This window comes from Patiriisocius sp. 208BN25-11, from assembly GCF_058147145.1.
Genome location: NZ_JBYVJY010000008.1, coordinates 118,481 through 137,296, shown reverse-complemented (window position 1 = coordinate 137,296; position 18,816 = coordinate 118,481). Strand labels below are relative to the sequence as shown.

Sequence of the window (18,816 nt, the reverse complement as noted above, 5' to 3'; positions counted from 1 at the left end):
GTCTTTTGTTGTTAAATCAAATTCCGCAAAACCGTCATTAGGCAATTCATCACAAATATTATAGGTTGTTGGTATTGCAGCACTAGGAGCAACTACAATAGAAATATCAAAACTATCAATTGCAAAACATGTAGGTGTATCATTACTTTCTACGCGAACAAATATGGTTTCTCCAGAAGCAACAACATCATAAAATACTGGTAAGGGGTTCATATCTCCGTTTGCTTCTCCAAGTGTATTGTGATAGGACACAGTAAAAAACATTGGGTCTTGTATCCCTAGGGCTTCAGCATTTTTAAATGCAGGTAAGTCTAAAGTAATGGTACCGTCTCCATCTAAATCGCAAAGAGCTTCATCTGTCATTGGACCCGCCATAGCTGGCAAAAAGATCAACTCAAAAGACTCAGTTGCGAAACAATTTCCAGCAAGATCTTGTATGCGTACAAAGATCAATTCGGTAGTTCCTGTAATGGCATAGGCAGTGGGTACTGCAATAGGCATTGCTCCAGTACTGGCATCTATAGCACTATTGTGGTAAGAAATTAGAAAGTCTGCAGCATTTTGTCCACCTAATACGTCATCATCATTTTCTGTTAAGTCAAAAATTCCAGTATTAATACCATCATCACATTGAAACAAATCCAGAGGTTCATTTGCAATGGGTTGTGTATTAAAAGTTACCTCAACTTGATCGTTAACAATACAGGTAGCATCTACGGGATTAAAAACTTCTACAGAATAGGTTCCAGAATTGGGAGCATTTACAGTAAACATATCATCTCCAATTGTCGATGGTCCTTGCGAAACAGCATTAAAAAACCACTCATAAGATAAGCCTGCAGCGCCTCCTGTATTTGCGGTTAACACAATAGGATCTGTATCACAGGTATCTTGATCTGGTCCTAAATCTACACTAATAGGAAAAAAGTTTAGGAAGAACGATTCTGTAGCAAAACAAGCTCCAGATGTATTTGTAATACGAACAAATATTTCTTCCACAGCACCTGTAATAGGATACATTGTAGGCGTTGCAATAGGCATTACTCCTGCTATTGCATCGGCTAATGAATTGTGGTAGGTAATCACAAAATCTGCAGGGTTTTGCCCCCCTAGCACGTCATCATCATTTTCTGTTAAATCAAAAACTCCTGTATTGATACCATTATCACATTGAAACAAATCTTGAGGTTCATTTGCAACGGGCTGTGTATCAAATAAAATTTCAACTTCATCAGAAATGACACAAGTAACATCGGCTGGATCAAATACTTCTACAGAATAGGTTCCAGAGTTGGGGAAGTTTACCGTAAACATATCATCTCCTATGGTAGAAGGACCTTGAGAGACTGCATTGTAAAACCACTCGTAAGATAGTCCGGGAGTACCTGCGGTATCTGCAGTTAATATGATAGGATCTGCATCACATGTCGACTGATCTGGACCTAAGGTTAATGTAAAAGGATTTGCAGTAGTAACATTCACATCATCTGTAACAACTGTAACAACACCATCACAATTTAAATATGAAGCACGGGCAGTATACGTTTCGTCATCTGCTGGACATACATTAATAGTCGGTGTGCTTCCAATTACTGTTCCAGAGCTATCCAACCAATCAAAAGTAACATTTGAAGGACCATTTGGGGTAAAACGCCACGCTTCCATATTTGCCGACCAGTCCCCAGTATTACGTCCGGGAGGTGTATACCCAAGGGTACCGTCTCCATTTTGAATACCAATTACAGCATTTCCATCATTCCAAGAACAACCAGATGGTCTGTCTAAAATATATACCTCAATTACATTTGTAGTTTCATAAATAACCATTTGAGAGGTCATTCTTAACGTACTACAAGCACCACCAAAATAAAATACATTTGGTACACTAACAACCATGGTTCTACATGGTGCTTCACCTAAAACTTGGAAATTGATGTCTGATGTTGGTGGACTTGGTGCAGGATTAATATCCATATAAGCTCCAAAAATAGCAGAGCGAAAAAGGTTTGGATCTGGTATAGACTCATCAAAACTCCATTGGCAAAAACCATTTGGAGGATTATTTACTAAGTCAAATGATATGACTGCATTAGAACCTATGACTATTTCATCATAGGTCTCACCAAAAAAACAAAAATTAAAAGGCAAATCAATCGCTGGAGACCACACATCATCTGTATTTACAGATACTGGCGTTCCTCCAATGAATGGAAAAGGATCGTATGGAATTGATGTGACCTCATAACTAGTTGTTTCACCTGTCTGTAAAAAAGTGGCTGTTAAATCAACGCAGCCACCACTAGCACAGTTTATAGTGGCATCAGCGCCAGCATCAACATTTGGACAACCTGGTCCTTGAGAGAATACATTTGTAAAAGGAAGCAATAAAAATGCCCCCAGTAATAGCAGATTAATGGAGTATATCTTTTTCATAGTATATCAATAACGAGCGAAAATTAAGAAAATTTTATGAAAACATTGCCCATTATCCTCTAAAATAATGAACAACAATACATAGCTAGCAAATACCTAATTTACTATCTTTGCGCTTCCTATCGAGGAACTAAGAAATTACAATGAAATGGAAATAAAAAACGAGCTTCAAATTTCAGAAGAAAATCACCTAGACCACCACAGTGCGAGTCAAGACACTCCGCTTAGATCAGATGCTTTTGACATGAGTGATGCAGATAAGATTGAACGTATTCAAGCCGATGTAAAAAATATCATGAATACCTTAGGGCTTGACCTTTCTGACGATAGTTTAAAAGGCACTCCCACACGCGTTGCAAAAATGTTTGTGAATGAGATCTTTGGAGGATTGCATCCTAAAAGAAAACCAAAGGCTTCTACTTTTGAAAACAAATACAAATACAATGAGATGCTGGTGGAAAAAAACATCACACTCTACTCTACCTGTGAGCATCACTTGCTTCCTATTGTAGGAAAAGCTCATATCGCATATATATCTAACGGCACTGTAGTTGGATTGAGTAAAATGAATCGTATCGTTGATTATTTTGCAAAAAGACCTCAAGTACAGGAACGACTTACTATGCAAATTGTAAAAGAATTACAAGATGTTTTAGGAACAGAAGATGTTGCCTGTGTGATTGATGCAAAGCACTTATGTGTAAATTCTAGAGGAATTCGCGACATAGATAGTAGTACTGTGACAAGCGAATTTGGTGGTGCTTTTAAGAATGCGAATACTAAAAGAGAATTTTTAGATTATATTAAATTTGACACACAATTTTGACAGGTGACGAGTGACGAGTGACGGGTGACGGATGACAGATGACAGATGACAGATGACTTAATACCTAAAACTTGATTTTAAAAAACAAATAATATATTATATTTATATTTTGATACTCCCTAGTTAAATAAATAAAGAACAATGGAAGTATTATTTAAATTTGAAAACCTCAAAATTTGGCAAATGGCTATGGATCTTGGTGAAAACATCAACACAATAGCTATACATTTCCCTAAAATAGAAAAATTCAATTTATCATCACAAATACGAAGAGCCGCAGACTCTATTGCACTTAATATCTCCGAAGGAAGTATTGGTCAAAGTAATTTAGAACAGAAACGTTTTTTAAACTATGCTATTAGATCAAATGCGGAAGTGATAACATGTCTTCACAAAGCAAAAAGAAGAAATTATATCAACAACATAACATTTGACAACTAATACAAATCACATTTTCATTTAATGAATATGATGATTGCTTTTAAAAATAACCTAAAATAAAACATTGGTCATCGGTCACCAAGCATCAAACATGAAACTATACAAAACACAAACACTATCCGTCTATAACTCAATTTCAAAAAGTAAAGAGACATTTAGCCCTATTAACGAAGGCGCTGTAGGGATGTATGTTTGTGGTCCTACAGTATACAGCAATGTACACATGGGGAATTGTCGTACGTTTCTGTCATTCGATTTGGTGTTTCGTTATTTACAGCATCTAGGATACAAAGTTCGTTATGTACGAAACATTACAGATGCGGGTCACCTTGAAAACGACGGTGAAAGTGGTGAGGATCCTATTGCAAAAAAAGCAAGGTTAGAAAATATAGAACCCATGGAAGTGGTGCAGAAATATACTGTCGACTTTCATGAAACAATGGCACTTTTTAATGCCCATCCGCCAAGTATTGAGCCTACAGCTACGGGACATATTATTGAACAAATTGAAATTGTAGAAAACATCATTAAAGAAGGATACGCCTACGAAGTTAATGGCTCTGTCTATTTTGATGTTAATAAATTTAATGAGGACAATGACTACGGAAAGTTGAGTGGCCGCAATCTTGAAGACATGATTACCAATACGAGAGAATTGGCAGCGCAGTCTGAAAAGAAAAATCCACAAGATTTTGCCCTTTGGAAAAAAGCTGAACCAAAGCACATTATGCGTTGGCCTTCTCCTTGGAGTGATGGTTTTCCTGGATGGCACCTTGAATGTACAGCCATGAGCACCAAATATCTTGGTGAACAATTTGATATTCACGGAGGTGGTATGGATTTAAAATTTCCACACCACGAATGTGAAATAGCGCAGGCAGAAGCGACCAATAAAAAATCACCAGTAAATTATTGGATGCATACCAATATGCTTACCCTTAACGGTAAAAAAATGTCTAAATCTACTGGAAACAGTATTTTACCAGGAGAGTTATTTTCTGGAGACAATACTATATTAAGTAAATCTTTTGCGCCCACCGTTGCAAAATTCTTTATGTTTCAAGCACATTACAGAAGCATTTTAGACTTTAGTGATGATGCCTTAGTCGCTAGCGAAAAAGGATACAATAGATTGATGGATGCTTACAGGAGCCTTCCAAATATTAACGCCAGCGATAGCTCTAGTATGGATATTGCTGCTTGGAAACAATCTTGTTATGATGCTATGAATGACGATTTTAATAGTCCGATTTTAATAGCGCAACTTTTTGAAGCCTCTAAATACATCAATACCTTAAAAGAGAACAAGGCAACCATTACTGCAGAAGATTTAAAGACATTGTCAGAAATCATGCACGCCTTTATATTTGACGTGCTTGGTCTTACCGATGTTGCGAACGAGGCAAGTGGTGATGACAACAAATTGTCTAGTGCCATTAAATTGTTAATCGAGCTTCGTAATCAAGCAAGAGCGAATAAAGATTTTGCTACCAGCGATAAAATTAGAGACAACCTACAAGAAGTAGGTATTCAGTTAAAAGACGGAAAAGAAGGCACTACGTTTTCTTTATCTTAAGCACTTCGGAAATTTTAAATTTCCGAAGGCATTATAACAAGACCCCTTTGTTAAAACAAATTTTAATAGCGCCTTTTATTTTTATCATTCGCATTTACCAGCGAGTGCTATCTCCTCTATTTCCTCCTATGTGTAGATATACTCCTAGCTGTTCTCATTATGCGGTTGAAGCCTTGCAAACACATGGCGTATTAAAAGGAAGTTGGCTAGCCGCAAAAAGAATTGCCAGTTGCGCTCCTTGGGGCGGACATGGTCATGATCCTGTGCCTCCGAAAAAGTAGTGATTGATGATTGGTTATTGGTTATTGGTTATTGGTTATTGAATTAAAAGTATATTTTATATTTATAAACCCTTAAACTCCCATACTTCTTCCCCCAATTAACGAACTATTAAGAAAATCTGCTTTCAGTTCTCATTGCTATTTTTATCTTTACCTAGAACAAAAAAAGAATCTTCATGCATGCACTTACAATGGTCTGGAATCCCTTAGATGGAATTGACCTTGGCTTTTTTAAAATTCAGTTTTACAGTTTGATGTTTGTGGTCGCCTTTGTTTTAGGTTTGTACTTAATCAAGAAAATTTTCATCAATGAAAAAGAAAGTGAAAAGAACTTAGACAGTCTTTTTATTTATATGGTACTGGCGATATTAATAGGTGCTCGTATGGGGCATGTTATTTTCTATCAGAGTGAACTTATTACACAAGATCCACTTTCTGTATTTCTACCTTTTAAATTTGTTCCAGAAATAGAATACACCGGTTTTAGAGGATTGGCAAGTCATGGAGCAGCCATTGCGGTTATTATTGCTATGTACTTTTACAGTAAAAAAGTGATTAAAAAACCGATGCTTTGGATTTTAGATCGTGTGGTTTTGCCCGTAGCGAGTGGCGCTATTTTTGTGCGTATTGGTAACTTTATCAATTCTGAAATTATTGGAAAAGAATCTGGTGATTTTGCTTTAGGTGTTCAATTTATTAGAGATAGTATTAGTGAAGGCCAAGCCATGGCCATAACAGGGCTTAAAGAACCCAAGAAAGCCTATGATGCCATTGTAAATGATCCTGCTTATGCAGAGACTTTGGCCGCAGTACCCTTTAGACATGCTGCCCAATTGTACGAATCTTTCGGATATGTATTTGTCTTTTTAATCCTCATGTATTTCTATTGGAAAACAGACAAGAGCAAGCAATTAGGATTCTTATTTGGTCTCTTTTTAGTCTTACTCTTTACGATACGCTTCTTTGTTGAGTTTTTAAAAGAAGCCCAAGTAGACGAACGTGGAGACTGGGCCTTAAATACTGGTCAGTGGTTAAGCATTCCCTTAGTACTAGTTGGAATCTATTTCATGATACAATCGTATAAAAAAATATACACCAATGAATCAGTCGCTTAAAATTGTTCTTGCAGTAGTTTCAATATTTCTATGTAGCACTAGCTGTAAGAAGAACAACAAGATACTTACCAAAGAGATCACATATAGCAACGACGGCAGGATTACTGTGTATAAGCAAGATACCGATGCAGCAATAAAGTCCTTCACCATAGAAACCGCTATAGGTGAATACGAAACACAAACCGGTTTAATGTATCGCAAAGAACTTCCTAGAGATTGGGGTATGTTATTTATGTTTGATGATGAACAACCTCGTTCTTTTTACATGAAAAATACCGAAATAGAACTGGACATTCTATACATTAATGCCGATAAAAAAATAGTAAAGATCTACAGAAAGGCAAAGCCCTTTGATCCAACGAGTCTCCCATCAAACACGCCTGTAAAATATGTTCTTGAAGTTGGAGGTGCGGTTTCATCTAGTTACGGAATTGTAGAAGGAGATCGTGTAGAATGGCAGTTGAAATAATTTGAAGATTTGATGAAGAATCAATTTGAAAATTACAAAATTTCATCTTTGAGACTTTGCTACTTTGTTACTTTTATTCTTATTTATTAAGCTATAGCTCAACACTTAAATCTCAGAAACAGAAAATGAGACTGCTGCGCTGATAAAGAATAGATCGCCTTTGGCTATTAGAAGATGTTTCGCTGTGCTGATAGACCAAATTTTTAATCATCATATCTAAAGTCTTATTTTTATTAAAGCTTTGCCTCCTGTTAACAACCTTTTTCTTAACATCTAAACTTTTAAACATATCAACTCATAAACATATCAACTCATAAACATATTAATCACTAAACACAAAAATCCCCTCTAGTTTCCTAGAAGGGATTTTTGATTATTTAAGATTTCCGCCCGCGTGTCGCTGAAGCTTTAGCGGAGGAACAATAAAAGACTAGGCTTCTACTTCTTCTTCTTTTTTCTCTTCTAATAAATCACTTGCTTTTTTCTTCACTGTATCATACATCACTGGTGTTGCAATGAATAATGAAGAATAAGTACCTACGATAACCCCTACGATTAAGGCAAAGATCAATCCGCGGATAGATTCTGCTCCAATAAAGAAGATACATAGTAATACAATTAAGGTAGTTAAAGAAGTATTTAACGTACGACTCAAGGTACTGTTTAATGCACTGTTAATTACTTTACTAAATGCCCAGTTTGGATTGTCATTAAAGTACTCTCTAATACGGTCAAATACAACCACGGTATCATTTAATGAATACCCAATTACCGTCAAGATTGCCGCAATAAATGATTGGTCAATCTCCATGCTAAATGGCATAATGTTTTGCGTTAATGAGAATACCCCTAAAACGATCATTACATCATGGAATACAGCCGCAACCGCACCCAAACTAAATTGCCATCTTCTAAAACGAACTAAGATATACAAGAACACTACTAATAAAGATCCTAATACCGCCCAGAATGAGTTTTTCTTGATATCATCTGCAATGGTTGGACTCACTTTATAGTACTCCATGATACCTGCTACTTTCGCATCGTTATCATCTTTAAATTGATCGTAGGTCATCCCTTCTGGAAGGTATGATTTAACCCCATCGTACAATTTTGTCTGTACTTCGTTGTCAATTTCTGAACCAGTCTCTCCTACTTTGTATTTTGTAGTAATTTTTAACTGGTTATTTGCTCCATATGTTTTAGCTTCAGCACTGTTAAATTGCGCTATAAGACTTTCTTCAACAGCTGTTGCGTCTACATCCTGAGCAAAACGAACTGTGTAGGTACGTCCTCCAACAAAATCGACACCTTGATCTAAGCTATTGGTTACTAAAGAACCAATACTTACTAAGACTAAAATTGCAGAAATGATATACGCTACTTTACGCTTTCCAAGGAAGTTGATGTTTACATTCTTAAACAAGTTCTTTGTGAACGGCGTAGAGAATGCTAACGGTTTTCCGTTTTTAGTAAAGCTATCGATAAACAATCTCGTAATAAAAATTGCTGTAAATAACGATGTAAGAATACCTATTAATAAGGTAGTTGCGAAACCTTGAATAGGTCCTGTTCCAAATACCAATAAGATTAAACCAGTAAGACCTGTTGTAATGTTGGCATCTAAGATAGATGACAATGCATTTTGGAAACCATCTTTAATACTATCCTTTTGTGACTTTCCTTTGGCAAGTTCTTCTCGAATACGCTCAAAGATAAGTACGTTGGCATCTACCGAGATACCAATAGTAAGTACAATACCTGCAATACCAGGTAATGTTAATACAGCTCCAAGACCTGCTAATACACCAAAGATAAATACAATGTTTACGATCAATGCAACATCGGCAAAAGCACCCGCTTTACCATAGTATGCAATCATCCAAATAAGTACTAATAATAAAGCAATACCAAATGATAACATACCACTATTAATAGCTTCCTGACCTAAGGTTGGTCCTACAACTTCTGCTTGAATAATATCTGCAGAAGCAGGTAATTTACCAGCACGTAAAACATTTGCTAAATCTTGTCCTTCTGCAATGGTAAAGTCTCCTGTAATTTCACTTCTACCTCCTGCAATACCACCTGGAGATGTTACCCCTGGTGCAGAGTATACAATATCATCTAATACAATGGCAATTTGAGATGCGTTCTTGTTTGCATTTTTGGTCATTTCTTCCCAAATCTTTGCTCCTTTACCATTCATTTGCATAGAAACCGCAGGGTTACTAAACTGATCGTATGTTTGCGCAGCATCTGTAACAACACCTCCAGCTAAAGGCGCTTCCATATCTCTGTTTCCTTTAATTGCATAAAGACCAGTTGTCATTATTGTTTCACCCGTGGTTAACTCAGTTTCCACTGGCTTCTCCCATACAAACTTTGTAAAACGTTGCCCTTGTGATAACAATGCTCTTACTTGAGGCATACGCAAATAACTATTAATAACAGCAGTATCCTTTAAACGAAACATCCCTAAAACAGGACGACCATTAAATCCAGGTGATACTAATTTTGAGAAAATTGGGTTTGCTTTTTCAAGCTCCTCATCTGTTTTCTCTACTTCTTCTCCTGCTAATAAATCATCTACTACAGAATCTCCATCTGTTTGTGTAGAATCTGCAGCAGTATCTGCTACTGGTGTTTCTTTTGCTTTGTTAAGTTCTGCAACTTTATTATTTGCCAATTGTAAAAATGTTGCCATTTCTTCACTCTTGTAAACATCCCAGAATTCTAACTGCGCTGTACTTTGTAATAATTTAGAAACACGCTCTACATCTTTTGCACCTGGCAATTCTACCAAGATACGTGCAGAGTTTCCTAAACGTTGAATGTTTGGTTGTGTTACCCCAAACTTATCGATACGCTTACGTAATACTTCAAAAGCAGAAGTAATAGACTCATCAATTTTTCTGTTGATTACGGTCTTCACTTCATCGTTGCTCATATTTGCATTGATATCATCTTCCAACCCTTTGTTGAAGAATATATCTGGAGAAGCTAAGTTGTTTTCTCCTGGCAATGCTTCAAAAGCTCTGTAAAAAGATTCTAAAAATGTTTCTTGAGCATCTTTTTGTAATTCTCCTGCATTTGCAATAGCCTGATTAAAAGCCGGATCTTTTGAATTGTTTGCCAATCCTTTTAAGATGTCTTGCACAGAAATCTGTAAGATTACATTAATACCACCTTTTAAATCCAGACCTTTGTTAAGCTCTTTTTCTTTAGCAGTTTTGTAATCAATACCCAACATAATTGGGTTGCTTGCAACACTATCAAGGTAGCTTGCTTCTGCAGCTGCGCGCTCGTTAGGTTGATCTTTTGTGAACTTTGCATTTGCATACTCTGTTGCACTGTCTTCTACTTTATTTGCTAGGTACGTGTATGATAATTGGTATAAACTTACCAATCCAAACAAGATCGCAAAAAGTGTAATAAGTCCTTTATTTTGCATGTTGTAATTTTTTTGTTGTCAAATTTTTTCTGAAATATTCAAGGTGGCGAATATAGTTGTTATCGCACAATTTGACACATTGTTTAATAAATAATAATGTGTTTGTTCTTTTCTTGAAGAACATTGATTTTTATGAAGAATGGTTTTTAAAAATGATAGTCGTACCTATCATAGCTTCGGAAATATAAAATTTCAGAAAAACATTAAAAACCTTATACCCGAGGGCCTGCTCTTACTTCTGGGATTTTGTAAGAGAATTGATCTACTCCTAAAGATTGGTGGTTGTTTATTTTAAATGCAACCGCTTCTTTCTTATTTCTCTCTAGTAAGAGAACTTGAGCATGCACTCCAGAAACATCCGGAATAAAATAACGATGTATTGTAGGTTCAAATTCGAAAGTAATTCCGTTAAGATCTGTATCTACATCACTGTATTGCTTTAATTCATGTACATCTAATTTGTATACAGAACTGTTTTCTATAGGAGCATTGTTATCATTTGGCGAACTTTCATAAGGAGTATAGCCTACTGCAATCCCGCCCTGAGTTGACAACATGCCCTTAATCACAATCGCATCAAATGCACTATAGTAGGTGATGGTAAGTGTTCCATTTTCAAGGACGTTCACTTGAATGTTCTCTGCACCAGTAGCGGCTAATTTTTCCTTAACCTCATCAATAGCTTTATTTGCTGCTATTGAAGAAATTGAAGATCCTTCAAAGGCTACAACAATCTGTTGATTAGGTGCAGGATTTTGCTCTACACTTATCCCTAAGAGGATAAAAAGAGCTATAAGAGACCTTAAGTACCATTTTGTTTGCACGGCGACAAATATAAAAAATAAAGACTGTATTGCTACAGTCTTTTGAAGGGATATTATATTTTTTAAGGGTATTTCAACACGATCTACCCAAACCCTAAAGGGATTCTTGTTGAAATCATCATTTTCATCCTTTAGGACTGAGGAAAAAAATGATGATTCAACTATAAGGTTGTTTATTAAAACTCTAACAAACCGTTTGTTTTTGTAACGCCTGCAGCACTTTCTTGCATGTGCGCTTTTTCTGCATCATTTAATTCGATATTTACAATTTTCTCGATACCGTTCTTTCCTAACACTACAGGAACTCCGATACATAAATCGTTTAGATCGTACTCACCTTCTAACAAAGTAGAGCATGGAAATATTTTTTTCTGGTCACAAGCAATGGCTTGTACCAATCCAGATACAGCAGCACCAGGTGCATACCAAGCAGAAGTTCCTAACAAACCAGTTAAGGTTGCTCCACCCACTTTAGTTGCTTCTCTTACTTCGTCTAAACGCTCTTGAGAAATAAATTCTGTTACAGGCACACTATTTCTTGTTGCCAAACGTGTTAATGGCACCATCCCTTTATCGCTGTGTCCACCAATCACCATTCCGTCTACATCACTAATTGGAGCCTCTAAGGCCTCAGCCAAACGATACTTAAAACGAGCACTATCTAAAGCACCACCCATACCAATAATTCTGTTCTTTGGCAATCCAGTTACTTTATGTGCCAAATACGTCATTGTATCCATTGGGTTACTTACCACAATTAAAATGGTATTTGGAGAATGTTCTACCAAACTTTTTGAAACCATTTTTACAATTCCTGCATTGATTCCAATTAATTCTTCACGAGTCATTCCTGGCTTACGAGGAATACCACTTGTAATCACACAAATATCACTGTTGGCAGTTTTACTGTAATCGTTTGTAGAACCTACAATACGCGTGTCAAATCCGTTTAAAGAGGCTGTTTGCATCAAGTCCATCGCTTTTCCTTCTGCATATCCTTCTTTAATGTCTAATAAAACTACTTCGCTTGCAAAGTTCTTTATTGCAATATACTCTGCACAACTAGCACCTACGGCTCCTGCGCCAACAACTGTTACTTTCATTTTGTATTATTTATGTGTCGCTATTAACGATCAATTAGTAAATTATTTTTTTCTTTTTCTGAAATTTTAGCCTCCCAAAATTTCGCTGCAAAAATACAATTATCTGTCGTAATTTTAATACGTTCCTTAAAATTTATAATGCACTGAAAGGTTGGTATTTAAAAAGGTACCTATTGTGAAGTTCGAGGCGATATACCAATCGCTTACATGATAGTTCACACCAACATTTCCTCGCACTAACGTATTGGTATCTTCTAGCGCAGTAAAGGCTTCATTTAAAAGCCGCAACAACAAAGCTCCTTCGCCTCCCATTGTATATTTAAACCTATTTGCTGAAACCGCAAAAGCCCCTACAAATTCGAATTTGTAAAAGCGTTTTGAAGCAATCAATTGTCCTGTAAACGCATTGGCATTTACTTCTAGCGAATTGAGGGTTGCCAAAGGTTCCTGACCAGCGTCTGAATCTGAACTTTTAATCTCAAAATCGTCAAAGAAAATTTCAGAATCAAAAAAAGAATAGGCCGCTTGTAGTGCCACTTGAAGCGCCTCGTCATCTGCTTCGGCGCCTAACCAATACTGACTCACATTATGCTTAATAGCCCCACCAAAGGTTTGATATCCGGACTCCTCAATTTTTATTTTAGGGACAAACTGAACGGTTAGTTCTGTTTGTTGCCATAAACCAACAGAGCCTTGCAAATAAGGATAAAAGAACACATCCTGCTTTGCTCCTTCAAAGGTTTGCAATTCATACGGATCTCCATCAAGCTCAAAATCGTAAAACACATTGGTATCTCCACCCAAGGCAGTTGGCACCTCAGCACTAGAAGCATCGCGAATATCTAAACTTATAAAATCGCTATCGCGTACCGTAAATGATTTTTGATTAGAAAATACTGGTAACACATTTACGTGCAAAGACAGATCTACTTGAAACAAATCAAGACTTTTTGCACTACTATACCAAGATCCAGAAGATTGATACACAGCTGCATCTGCAGCAGGAGAGACATACTGATTACTAATTAACACCATATCTACCAGGAAATCTTCAACATCTGCAAATGCCCCTTGAGCAAAAACAGGTATTGGAGCCAGTACAAAAAAGGCAACCCAGAGAGTTGCCTTTTTTATCTTAACTAAATGTCTATGCATCAATATTAGCGTATACTGCGTTCTTTTCAATAAACTCTCTTCGCGGTGGCACCTCATCTCCCATAAGCATTGAGAACACTCGATCTGCTTCGGTACCATTATCAATGGTAACCTGGCGTAAGGTTCTAAAAGAAGGGTTCATGGTGGTGTCCCATAATTGCTCAGCATTCATCTCTCCAAGACCCTTGTAACGTTGAATCTTACTTCCATCTCCATACTGTTCTATTAAAGCATCACGCTCTGCGTCATTCCAAGCATATTCTTTTTTCGCACCTTTTTTAACCAAGTACAATGGTGGAGTTGCGATATATACATACCCGTTCTCTACTAAGTCCTTCATGTAACGGAAGAAGAAGGTTAAAATTAAGGTAGAAATGTGACTACCATCGACATCGGCATCACACATGATGACTACTTTATGATAACGTAATTTAGAAAGGTTTAATGCTTTGCTATCTTCTTCAGTACCAATGGTTACACCAAGTGCCGTAAAGATATTTCGTATCTCTTCATTTTCGAATACTTTGTGTTGCATTGCTTTTTCTACATTCAAGATTTTACCACGTAAAGGTAAGATGGCTTGAAAGTTTCTGTCACGACCTTGTTTGGCCGTTCCACCTGCCGAGTCTCCCTCGACAAGGAATACTTCACATTTTTCTGGATCTTGCTCTGAGCAATCACTTAATTTCCCTGGTAAACCTCCACCGCTCATTACGGTTTTACGTTGTACCATCTCACGAGCCTTACGGGCTGCGTGACGGGCCGTTGCAGCAAGAATTACTTTCTGTACAATGGTCTTAGCATCTACTGGATTTTCTTCCAAGTAGTTTTCTAACATTTCAGAAACAGACTGGCTTACCGCAGAAGTCACCTCACGGTTTCCTAATTTGGTTTTGGTCTGACCCTCAAATTGAGGCTCTCCAACCTTAACAGATACAATGGCCGTTAATCCTTCTCTAAAATCGTCTCCAGAAATATCGAACTTTAATTTATCTAGCAGTCCAGACGAATCTGCATATTTCTTAAGCGTATTGGTAAGTCCACGACGGAAACCACTTAAGTGTGTTCCTCCTTCGTGGGTATTAATATTATTTACATACGAGTGCAAGTTTTCTGTGTACGATGTATTGTATACCATCGCTACTTCTACAGGAATGCCATTTTTTTCACCTTCCATAGAAATCACGTCGCCAATTAGCATTTCACGATTTCCATCTAAGAAGCGAATAAATTCTTTTAATCCTTCCTCACTATGGAACGTCTCTCCTTTAAGCTCCCCATTTTCTTCGGTAACACGTTTGTCTTCAATCGTGATAGTTAAGCCCTTATTAAGATACGCAAGCTCTCTTAAACGACTCGCAAGAGTATCGTAATTATACTCAAGAGTTTGCGTAAAGATCTGATCATCTGGTTTGAAGGTTACTTCTGTTCCTCTATCTTCTGTTGTTCCAACAGATTTTACAGGATACATTGTTTTTCCGCGCTCGTATTCTTGTTCGTAAATTTTACCATCTCTAAAAACGGTTGCCTTTAAAGTAGCAGATAATGCGTTTACACAACTCACTCCTACCCCGTGTAAACCACCAGATACTTTATAACTGTCTTTATCAAACTTACCTCCCGCTCCAATCTTGGTCATAACTACTTCTAAAGCAGAAACCCCTTCTTTTTTGTGTATATCTACAGGAATACCACGACCATTATCTCTAACGGTCACACTATTATCTTCATTAATCCAAACATTAACAGTATCACAGTGCCCGGCCAAGGCCTCATCGATCGAGTTATCAACTACTTCATATACCAAATGGTGCAACCCTCTTACGCCTACGTCTCCAATATACATGGAAGGACGCATACGTACGTGTTCCATACCCTCAAGGGCTTGGATCTGATCGGCTCCGTAATTACCTTTATTTTGTTCTTCGCTCATAAATAGTTTAATTCAAAATGTTTGTAAAATAGCTTCGGAAATGTTCGAAAACCACATCGTGTTAAAGACATGATTTTAGGTGCTTTTTTCGAAGCCAAACAAATATAACCAAAGCGATAGTAATACCTAGTAAATAGGGCGTCTTTCATAGCTAAGTTATTAACAAAGAATTGTGAAAAACCCAGCGTTTTTTTTAAAAGAAATTATGTAGTTTGCATCCTACTGTTTCACATCTTTTTTTGGTGTAATAACAGACTGAAATTCAAATCATTTAAACCTTTTGGAATGCGACTAACATTTCCGAAGAAAAAACACAAAACACCTAAGAAATCATGAAAAATCTTAAAGCATTAGCGCTCATTTTCACCCTTGCCTTATTTGCAACTCAAACCTCTTTTGCTCAAAACTTTAGCAAATTAGACAAAAGCCCTATGGATGCTGCATCCTTCCCTTCAAGTTATAAGGTATCTGACAAAACCGTTAAAGTTACTTATAGTAGACCTCAACTTAACGGAAGACCCTTGTCTAAATTAGCTCCCGAGGGAGAAGTTTGGAGAACTGGAGCTAATGAAGCTGCTGAGATCACTTTTTACAAACCCATGAGTATTGGTAAAACCATTATAGAGCCTGGAACCTATTCTTTATTTACAATACCTGGCGCAAAAGAATGGACCATTATCATTAATCGCGACACCAATGTTTGGGGAGCTTATACGTACTCTCAAAAAAAGGATGTTATTCGCTTCAAGGCACCTGTATCTATGGAGAAAAAAAGTATTGAAGCGTTTTCAATTACTTTTGATGAGGGAAAAAGCGGCATTAATATGTACTTAGGTTGGGATACTACAATTGTAAAAGCAACTATGCAAACTGCTGAAATTAACAAAACCAACACTTTGAAAGCGAAACAATAAATAGATTTAAAGTAGAAAAGTCCAGCATCTCGCGTTGCTGGACTTTTTTTACATACCTAATAGATAAATTCTTTATTGGTAATAAAATCACCTCCCATAAAAAAGAAACTCCCAACACTAGCGAGAAGTATTACAGTAATTATAAGGTGATTATATGTTAATCTTGAGGGAACTCCAACACTGTCTTCAAATTGTTTAGGAAATAGAAAGGGTATTATAAGCATTATGAGTGCAGAAAGTGATAGTATTCTCGTGAACGTTTTATTTTTCTGCTTGTGTAGGTTAGCTTCGTGATATCGCAATAAGTTTGTCTGATCAAATTTAATCTTAAAGACACTTTTGTCTAGATGACTTATCTGAAGTATTGTACCTTTCTTTATATGCTTTTTAAAAGTCTTATGCTTTAAATATCGATAATCAACGCCTTCTACTTTATAAACATCACTCCCTACATTAAGCACTAGGTAATATCTTTTACCATATCGGTTTTTACGAATTAAAAATTTTGGATTACTTTTTAATGTAACATTCTCAACTTTTAAATCACTTTGCTAAGGAGATGTTGCTTGAAAAAAACTAGCGAATAGCATTAATAGTGACAGTAAAATGCCTGCCACATATTTTTTCTTCTTAGTAGTAAAAGAAGCAGGACTTTTAGTTTTTGTCATCTCAAGATAGCACTGTTATCTACTATAATTTGGAGCCTCTTTGGTTATTGTTACATCATGAGGATGACTTTCATTAATACCACTAGCTGTTATTTTAACAAACTTTCCAGTCTCTTTAAGTGTTTCTATATCTACAGAACCACAATACCCCATACCAGCTCTTAAACCACCTATAAATTGCGTCATACTCTCTACTAGCTCTCCTTTGTAAGGCACACGACCTACGATTCCTTCAGGAACTAATTTTTTAATATCGTCTTCTACATCTTGAAAGTAACGATCTTTAGAACCTTGCTTCATCGCTTCTACAGATCCCATACCACGGTAACTCTTAAACTTTCGACCTTCGTAGATTATAGTTTCTCCTGGAGATTCTTTGGTTCCCGCTAATAAAGATCCTAGCATTACACAATCTGCTCCAGCAGCAATTGCTTTAGGAATATCTCCTGTGTATCGAATACCTCCATCTGCAATTACAGGGACTCCGGTTGCTTTAATTGCTGCAGCAACTTCTAGCACTGCGGAGAATTGCGGAAACCCTACACCAGCTACGACACGTGTGGTGCAAATTGATCCTGGTCCGATACCCACTTTTACAGCATCGGCACCAGCTTCGACTAGATACTTTGCTGCTTCTGCGGTGGCGATATTCCCTACCACTACATCTAGTGTTGGGAATTTTTTCTTTACTTCTCTTAGAACAGTAACCACTCCTTTGGTATGGCCATGGGCTGTGTCAATAATTACAGCATCAACATGTGCATTGACCAGAGCCTCTGCACGTTCTACAGCATCGGCTGTAACTCCTAAGGCAGCAGCTACTCGCAATCTACCATAGTTATCTTTATTTGCCGTTGGCTTTAAAGTAAGCTTTGTAATATCTCTAAAAGTAATTAATCCTAACAAAGTCCCATCTTCTTCTACAACGGGTAATTTTTCAATTTTGTTTTCTTGTAAAATAGCTTCTGCTTCTTGCAATGACGTACCTTTAGCAACCGTAACCAAGTTTTCTGAAGTCATAATATCCTCCAGTTTTCTTTCGTAGTTTTTCTCAAATCGCAAATCGCGATTGGTGACAATACCAATTAATTTACCCGCATCGTTTGTGATAGGAATTCCTCCAATACTATACTCACGCATCGTATTTTGAGCATCTCCAACCGTATTGTCTTTTTTAAGCGTCACAGGATCTTGTATCATCCCACTTTCTGCACGTTTTACTTTTCGTACTTCGGCAGCCTGTTGTGCGATGGTCATGTTTTTATGCAACACCCCAATACCACCCTCACGAGCCATAGCAATAGCCATAGCACTTTCTGTCACTGTATCCATAGCAGCAGATACAATAGGAACATTTAAAGTGATATTTCTTGTAAAGTTGGTTTTAATAGAAACCTCTCTGGGAAGTACTTCCGAAAATGCCGGTACTAAAAGTACATCGTCGTAGGTAAGTCCTTCTCCTAGAATTTTATTTTCGTGTGCGGTCATTGCAATTAAGATTTCACTTTCAAAAGAGCAGAAAGTAATTAGTGATTAATTGCGTGCAAATGTACTATTAATTATTGTAACGACGCAGCCCATAGAACAAGAGTTCTCCTTAACTTAATGACTGACTTTTTAAATA

The 18,816-nt window shown here is 36.9% G+C and carries 14 protein-coding genes and 1 pseudogene; 7 read left to right on the top strand and 8 right to left on the bottom strand.

Features of this window, described 5'->3' with window-relative positions; translation table 11 throughout:
• Positions 1 to 2,433, bottom strand: a pseudogene (locus ACY2RS_RS10885) (hypothetical protein); the annotation flags it as partial.
• A 148-nt stretch (positions 2,434 to 2,581) separates the two neighbouring features.
• On the opposite strand from ACY2RS_RS10885, the gene folE reads away from it, so the two are divergent.
• The 6 genes from folE to ACY2RS_RS10855 all read left to right on the top strand — a co-directional run bounded on the left by folE (position 2,582) and on the right by ACY2RS_RS10855 (position 7,141).
• The gene (folE, locus tag ACY2RS_RS10880) at positions 2,582 to 3,259 is read left to right on the top strand and encodes a GTP cyclohydrolase I FolE (RefSeq protein ID WP_490098681.1); all 678 of its coding nucleotides are present in this window, start codon (positions 2,582 to 2,584) and stop codon (positions 3,257 to 3,259) included.
• A gap of 141 nt (positions 3,260 to 3,400) precedes the next feature.
• The gene (locus ACY2RS_RS10875) at positions 3,401 to 3,700 is read left to right on the top strand and encodes a four helix bundle protein (RefSeq protein ID WP_490098680.1); all 300 of its coding nucleotides are present in this window, start codon (positions 3,401 to 3,403) and stop codon (positions 3,698 to 3,700) included.
• Positions 3,701 to 3,791: 91 nt separating this feature from the next.
• Positions 3,792 to 5,276: a cysteine--tRNA ligase gene (gene cysS, locus ACY2RS_RS10870; protein ID WP_490098679.1), complete on the top strand. Its 1,485-nt coding sequence runs from the start codon at positions 3,792 to 3,794 to the stop codon at positions 5,274 to 5,276.
• 47 nt (positions 5,277 to 5,323) lie between these two features.
• On the top strand, positions 5,324 to 5,557 hold the full coding sequence (gene yidD / locus ACY2RS_RS10865; RefSeq protein ID WP_490098678.1) for a membrane protein insertion efficiency factor YidD: 234 nt from the start codon (positions 5,324 to 5,326) through the stop codon (positions 5,555 to 5,557).
• A gap of 176 nt (positions 5,558 to 5,733) precedes the next feature.
• Positions 5,734 to 6,672 (top strand): prolipoprotein diacylglyceryl transferase, encoded by a 939-nt coding sequence (gene lgt / locus ACY2RS_RS10860; protein ID WP_490098677.1) that lies wholly within the window; start codon positions 5,734 to 5,736, stop codon positions 6,670 to 6,672.
• Positions 6,656 to 7,141: a DUF192 domain-containing protein gene (locus tag ACY2RS_RS10855; protein WP_490098676.1), complete on the top strand. Its 486-nt coding sequence runs from the start codon at positions 6,656 to 6,658 to the stop codon at positions 7,139 to 7,141. The genes lgt and ACY2RS_RS10855 overlap by 17 nt, the downstream gene beginning before the upstream one ends.
• A gap of 430 nt (positions 7,142 to 7,571) precedes the next feature.
• On the opposite strand, the gene secDF is transcribed toward ACY2RS_RS10855, so the two are convergent.
• The 5 genes from secDF to gyrB form a co-directional block, all read right to left on the bottom strand.
• A complete protein-coding gene (gene secDF / locus ACY2RS_RS10850; RefSeq protein WP_490098675.1) occupies positions 7,572 to 10,595 on the bottom strand; it encodes a protein translocase subunit SecDF in 3,024 nt (1,007 codons plus the stop codon).
• Positions 10,596 to 10,807: 212 nt separating this feature from the next.
• Positions 10,808 to 11,419 (bottom strand): hypothetical protein, encoded by a 612-nt coding sequence (locus tag ACY2RS_RS10845; RefSeq protein ID WP_490098674.1) that lies wholly within the window; start codon positions 11,417 to 11,419, stop codon positions 10,808 to 10,810.
• A 176-nt stretch (positions 11,420 to 11,595) separates the two neighbouring features.
• The gene (gene mdh, locus ACY2RS_RS10840) at positions 11,596 to 12,522 is read right to left on the bottom strand and encodes a malate dehydrogenase (protein ID WP_490098673.1); all 927 of its coding nucleotides are present in this window, start codon (positions 12,520 to 12,522) and stop codon (positions 11,596 to 11,598) included.
• Between the two features lie 126 nt (positions 12,523 to 12,648).
• Positions 12,649 to 13,677: a DUF6588 family protein gene (locus ACY2RS_RS10835; RefSeq protein ID WP_490098672.1), complete on the bottom strand. Its 1,029-nt coding sequence runs from the start codon at positions 13,675 to 13,677 to the stop codon at positions 12,649 to 12,651.
• Positions 13,670 to 15,610 (bottom strand): DNA topoisomerase (ATP-hydrolyzing) subunit B, encoded by a 1,941-nt coding sequence (gene gyrB / locus ACY2RS_RS10830; RefSeq protein WP_490098671.1) that lies wholly within the window; start codon positions 15,608 to 15,610, stop codon positions 13,670 to 13,672. Before gyrB ends, ACY2RS_RS10835 begins: the two co-directional genes overlap by 8 nt.
• 332 nt (positions 15,611 to 15,942) lie before the next feature.
• Between gyrB and ACY2RS_RS10825 the strand changes: the two genes are divergently transcribed.
• The gene (locus tag ACY2RS_RS10825) at positions 15,943 to 16,524 is read left to right on the top strand and encodes a DUF2911 domain-containing protein (protein ID WP_490098670.1); all 582 of its coding nucleotides are present in this window, start codon (positions 15,943 to 15,945) and stop codon (positions 16,522 to 16,524) included.
• A gap of 56 nt (positions 16,525 to 16,580) precedes the next feature.
• Here ACY2RS_RS10825 and ACY2RS_RS10820 read toward each other — a convergent pair whose 3' ends face one another.
• Positions 16,581 to 16,985 carry a hypothetical protein gene (locus tag ACY2RS_RS10820; RefSeq protein ID WP_490098669.1) on the bottom strand — a complete coding sequence of 135 codons (405 nt, stop codon included), beginning with the start codon at positions 16,983 to 16,985 and terminating at the stop codon, positions 16,581 to 16,583.
• A gap of 222 nt (positions 16,986 to 17,207) precedes the next feature.
• The gene (gene guaB, locus ACY2RS_RS10815) at positions 17,208 to 18,680 is read right to left on the bottom strand and encodes an IMP dehydrogenase (RefSeq protein ID WP_490098668.1); all 1,473 of its coding nucleotides are present in this window, start codon (positions 18,678 to 18,680) and stop codon (positions 17,208 to 17,210) included.
• Positions 18,681 to 18,816: the final 136 nt, after the last annotated feature.

Coding starts and splice junctions, on each gene's coding strand:
- folE (WP_490098681.1), top strand. CDS start 2,582: ATGGAAATAAAAAACGAGCTTCAAATTTCAGAAGAAAATCACCTAGAC.
- ACY2RS_RS10875 (WP_490098680.1), top strand. CDS start 3,401: ATGGAAGTATTATTTAAATTTGAAAACCTCAAAATTTGGCAAATGGCT.
- cysS (WP_490098679.1), top strand. CDS start 3,792: ATGAAACTATACAAAACACAAACACTATCCGTCTATAACTCAATTTCA.
- lgt (WP_490098677.1), top strand. CDS start 5,734: ATGCATGCACTTACAATGGTCTGGAATCCCTTAGATGGAATTGACCTT.
- ACY2RS_RS10855 (WP_490098676.1), top strand. CDS start 6,656: ATGAATCAGTCGCTTAAAATTGTTCTTGCAGTAGTTTCAATATTTCTA.
- secDF (WP_490098675.1), bottom strand. CDS start 10,595: ATGCAAAATAAAGGACTTATTACACTTTTTGCGATCTTGTTTGGATTG.
- mdh (WP_490098673.1), bottom strand. CDS start 12,522: ATGAAAGTAACAGTTGTTGGCGCAGGAGCCGTAGGTGCTAGTTGTGCA.
- ACY2RS_RS10835 (WP_490098672.1), bottom strand. CDS start 13,677: ATGCATAGACATTTAGTTAAGATAAAAAAGGCAACTCTCTGGGTTGCC.
- gyrB (WP_490098671.1), bottom strand. CDS start 15,610: ATGAGCGAAGAACAAAATAAAGGTAATTACGGAGCCGATCAGATCCAA.
- ACY2RS_RS10825 (WP_490098670.1), top strand. CDS start 15,943: ATGAAAAATCTTAAAGCATTAGCGCTCATTTTCACCCTTGCCTTATTT.
- guaB (WP_490098668.1), bottom strand. CDS start 18,680: ATGACCGCACACGAAAATAAAATTCTAGGAGAAGGACTTACCTACGAC.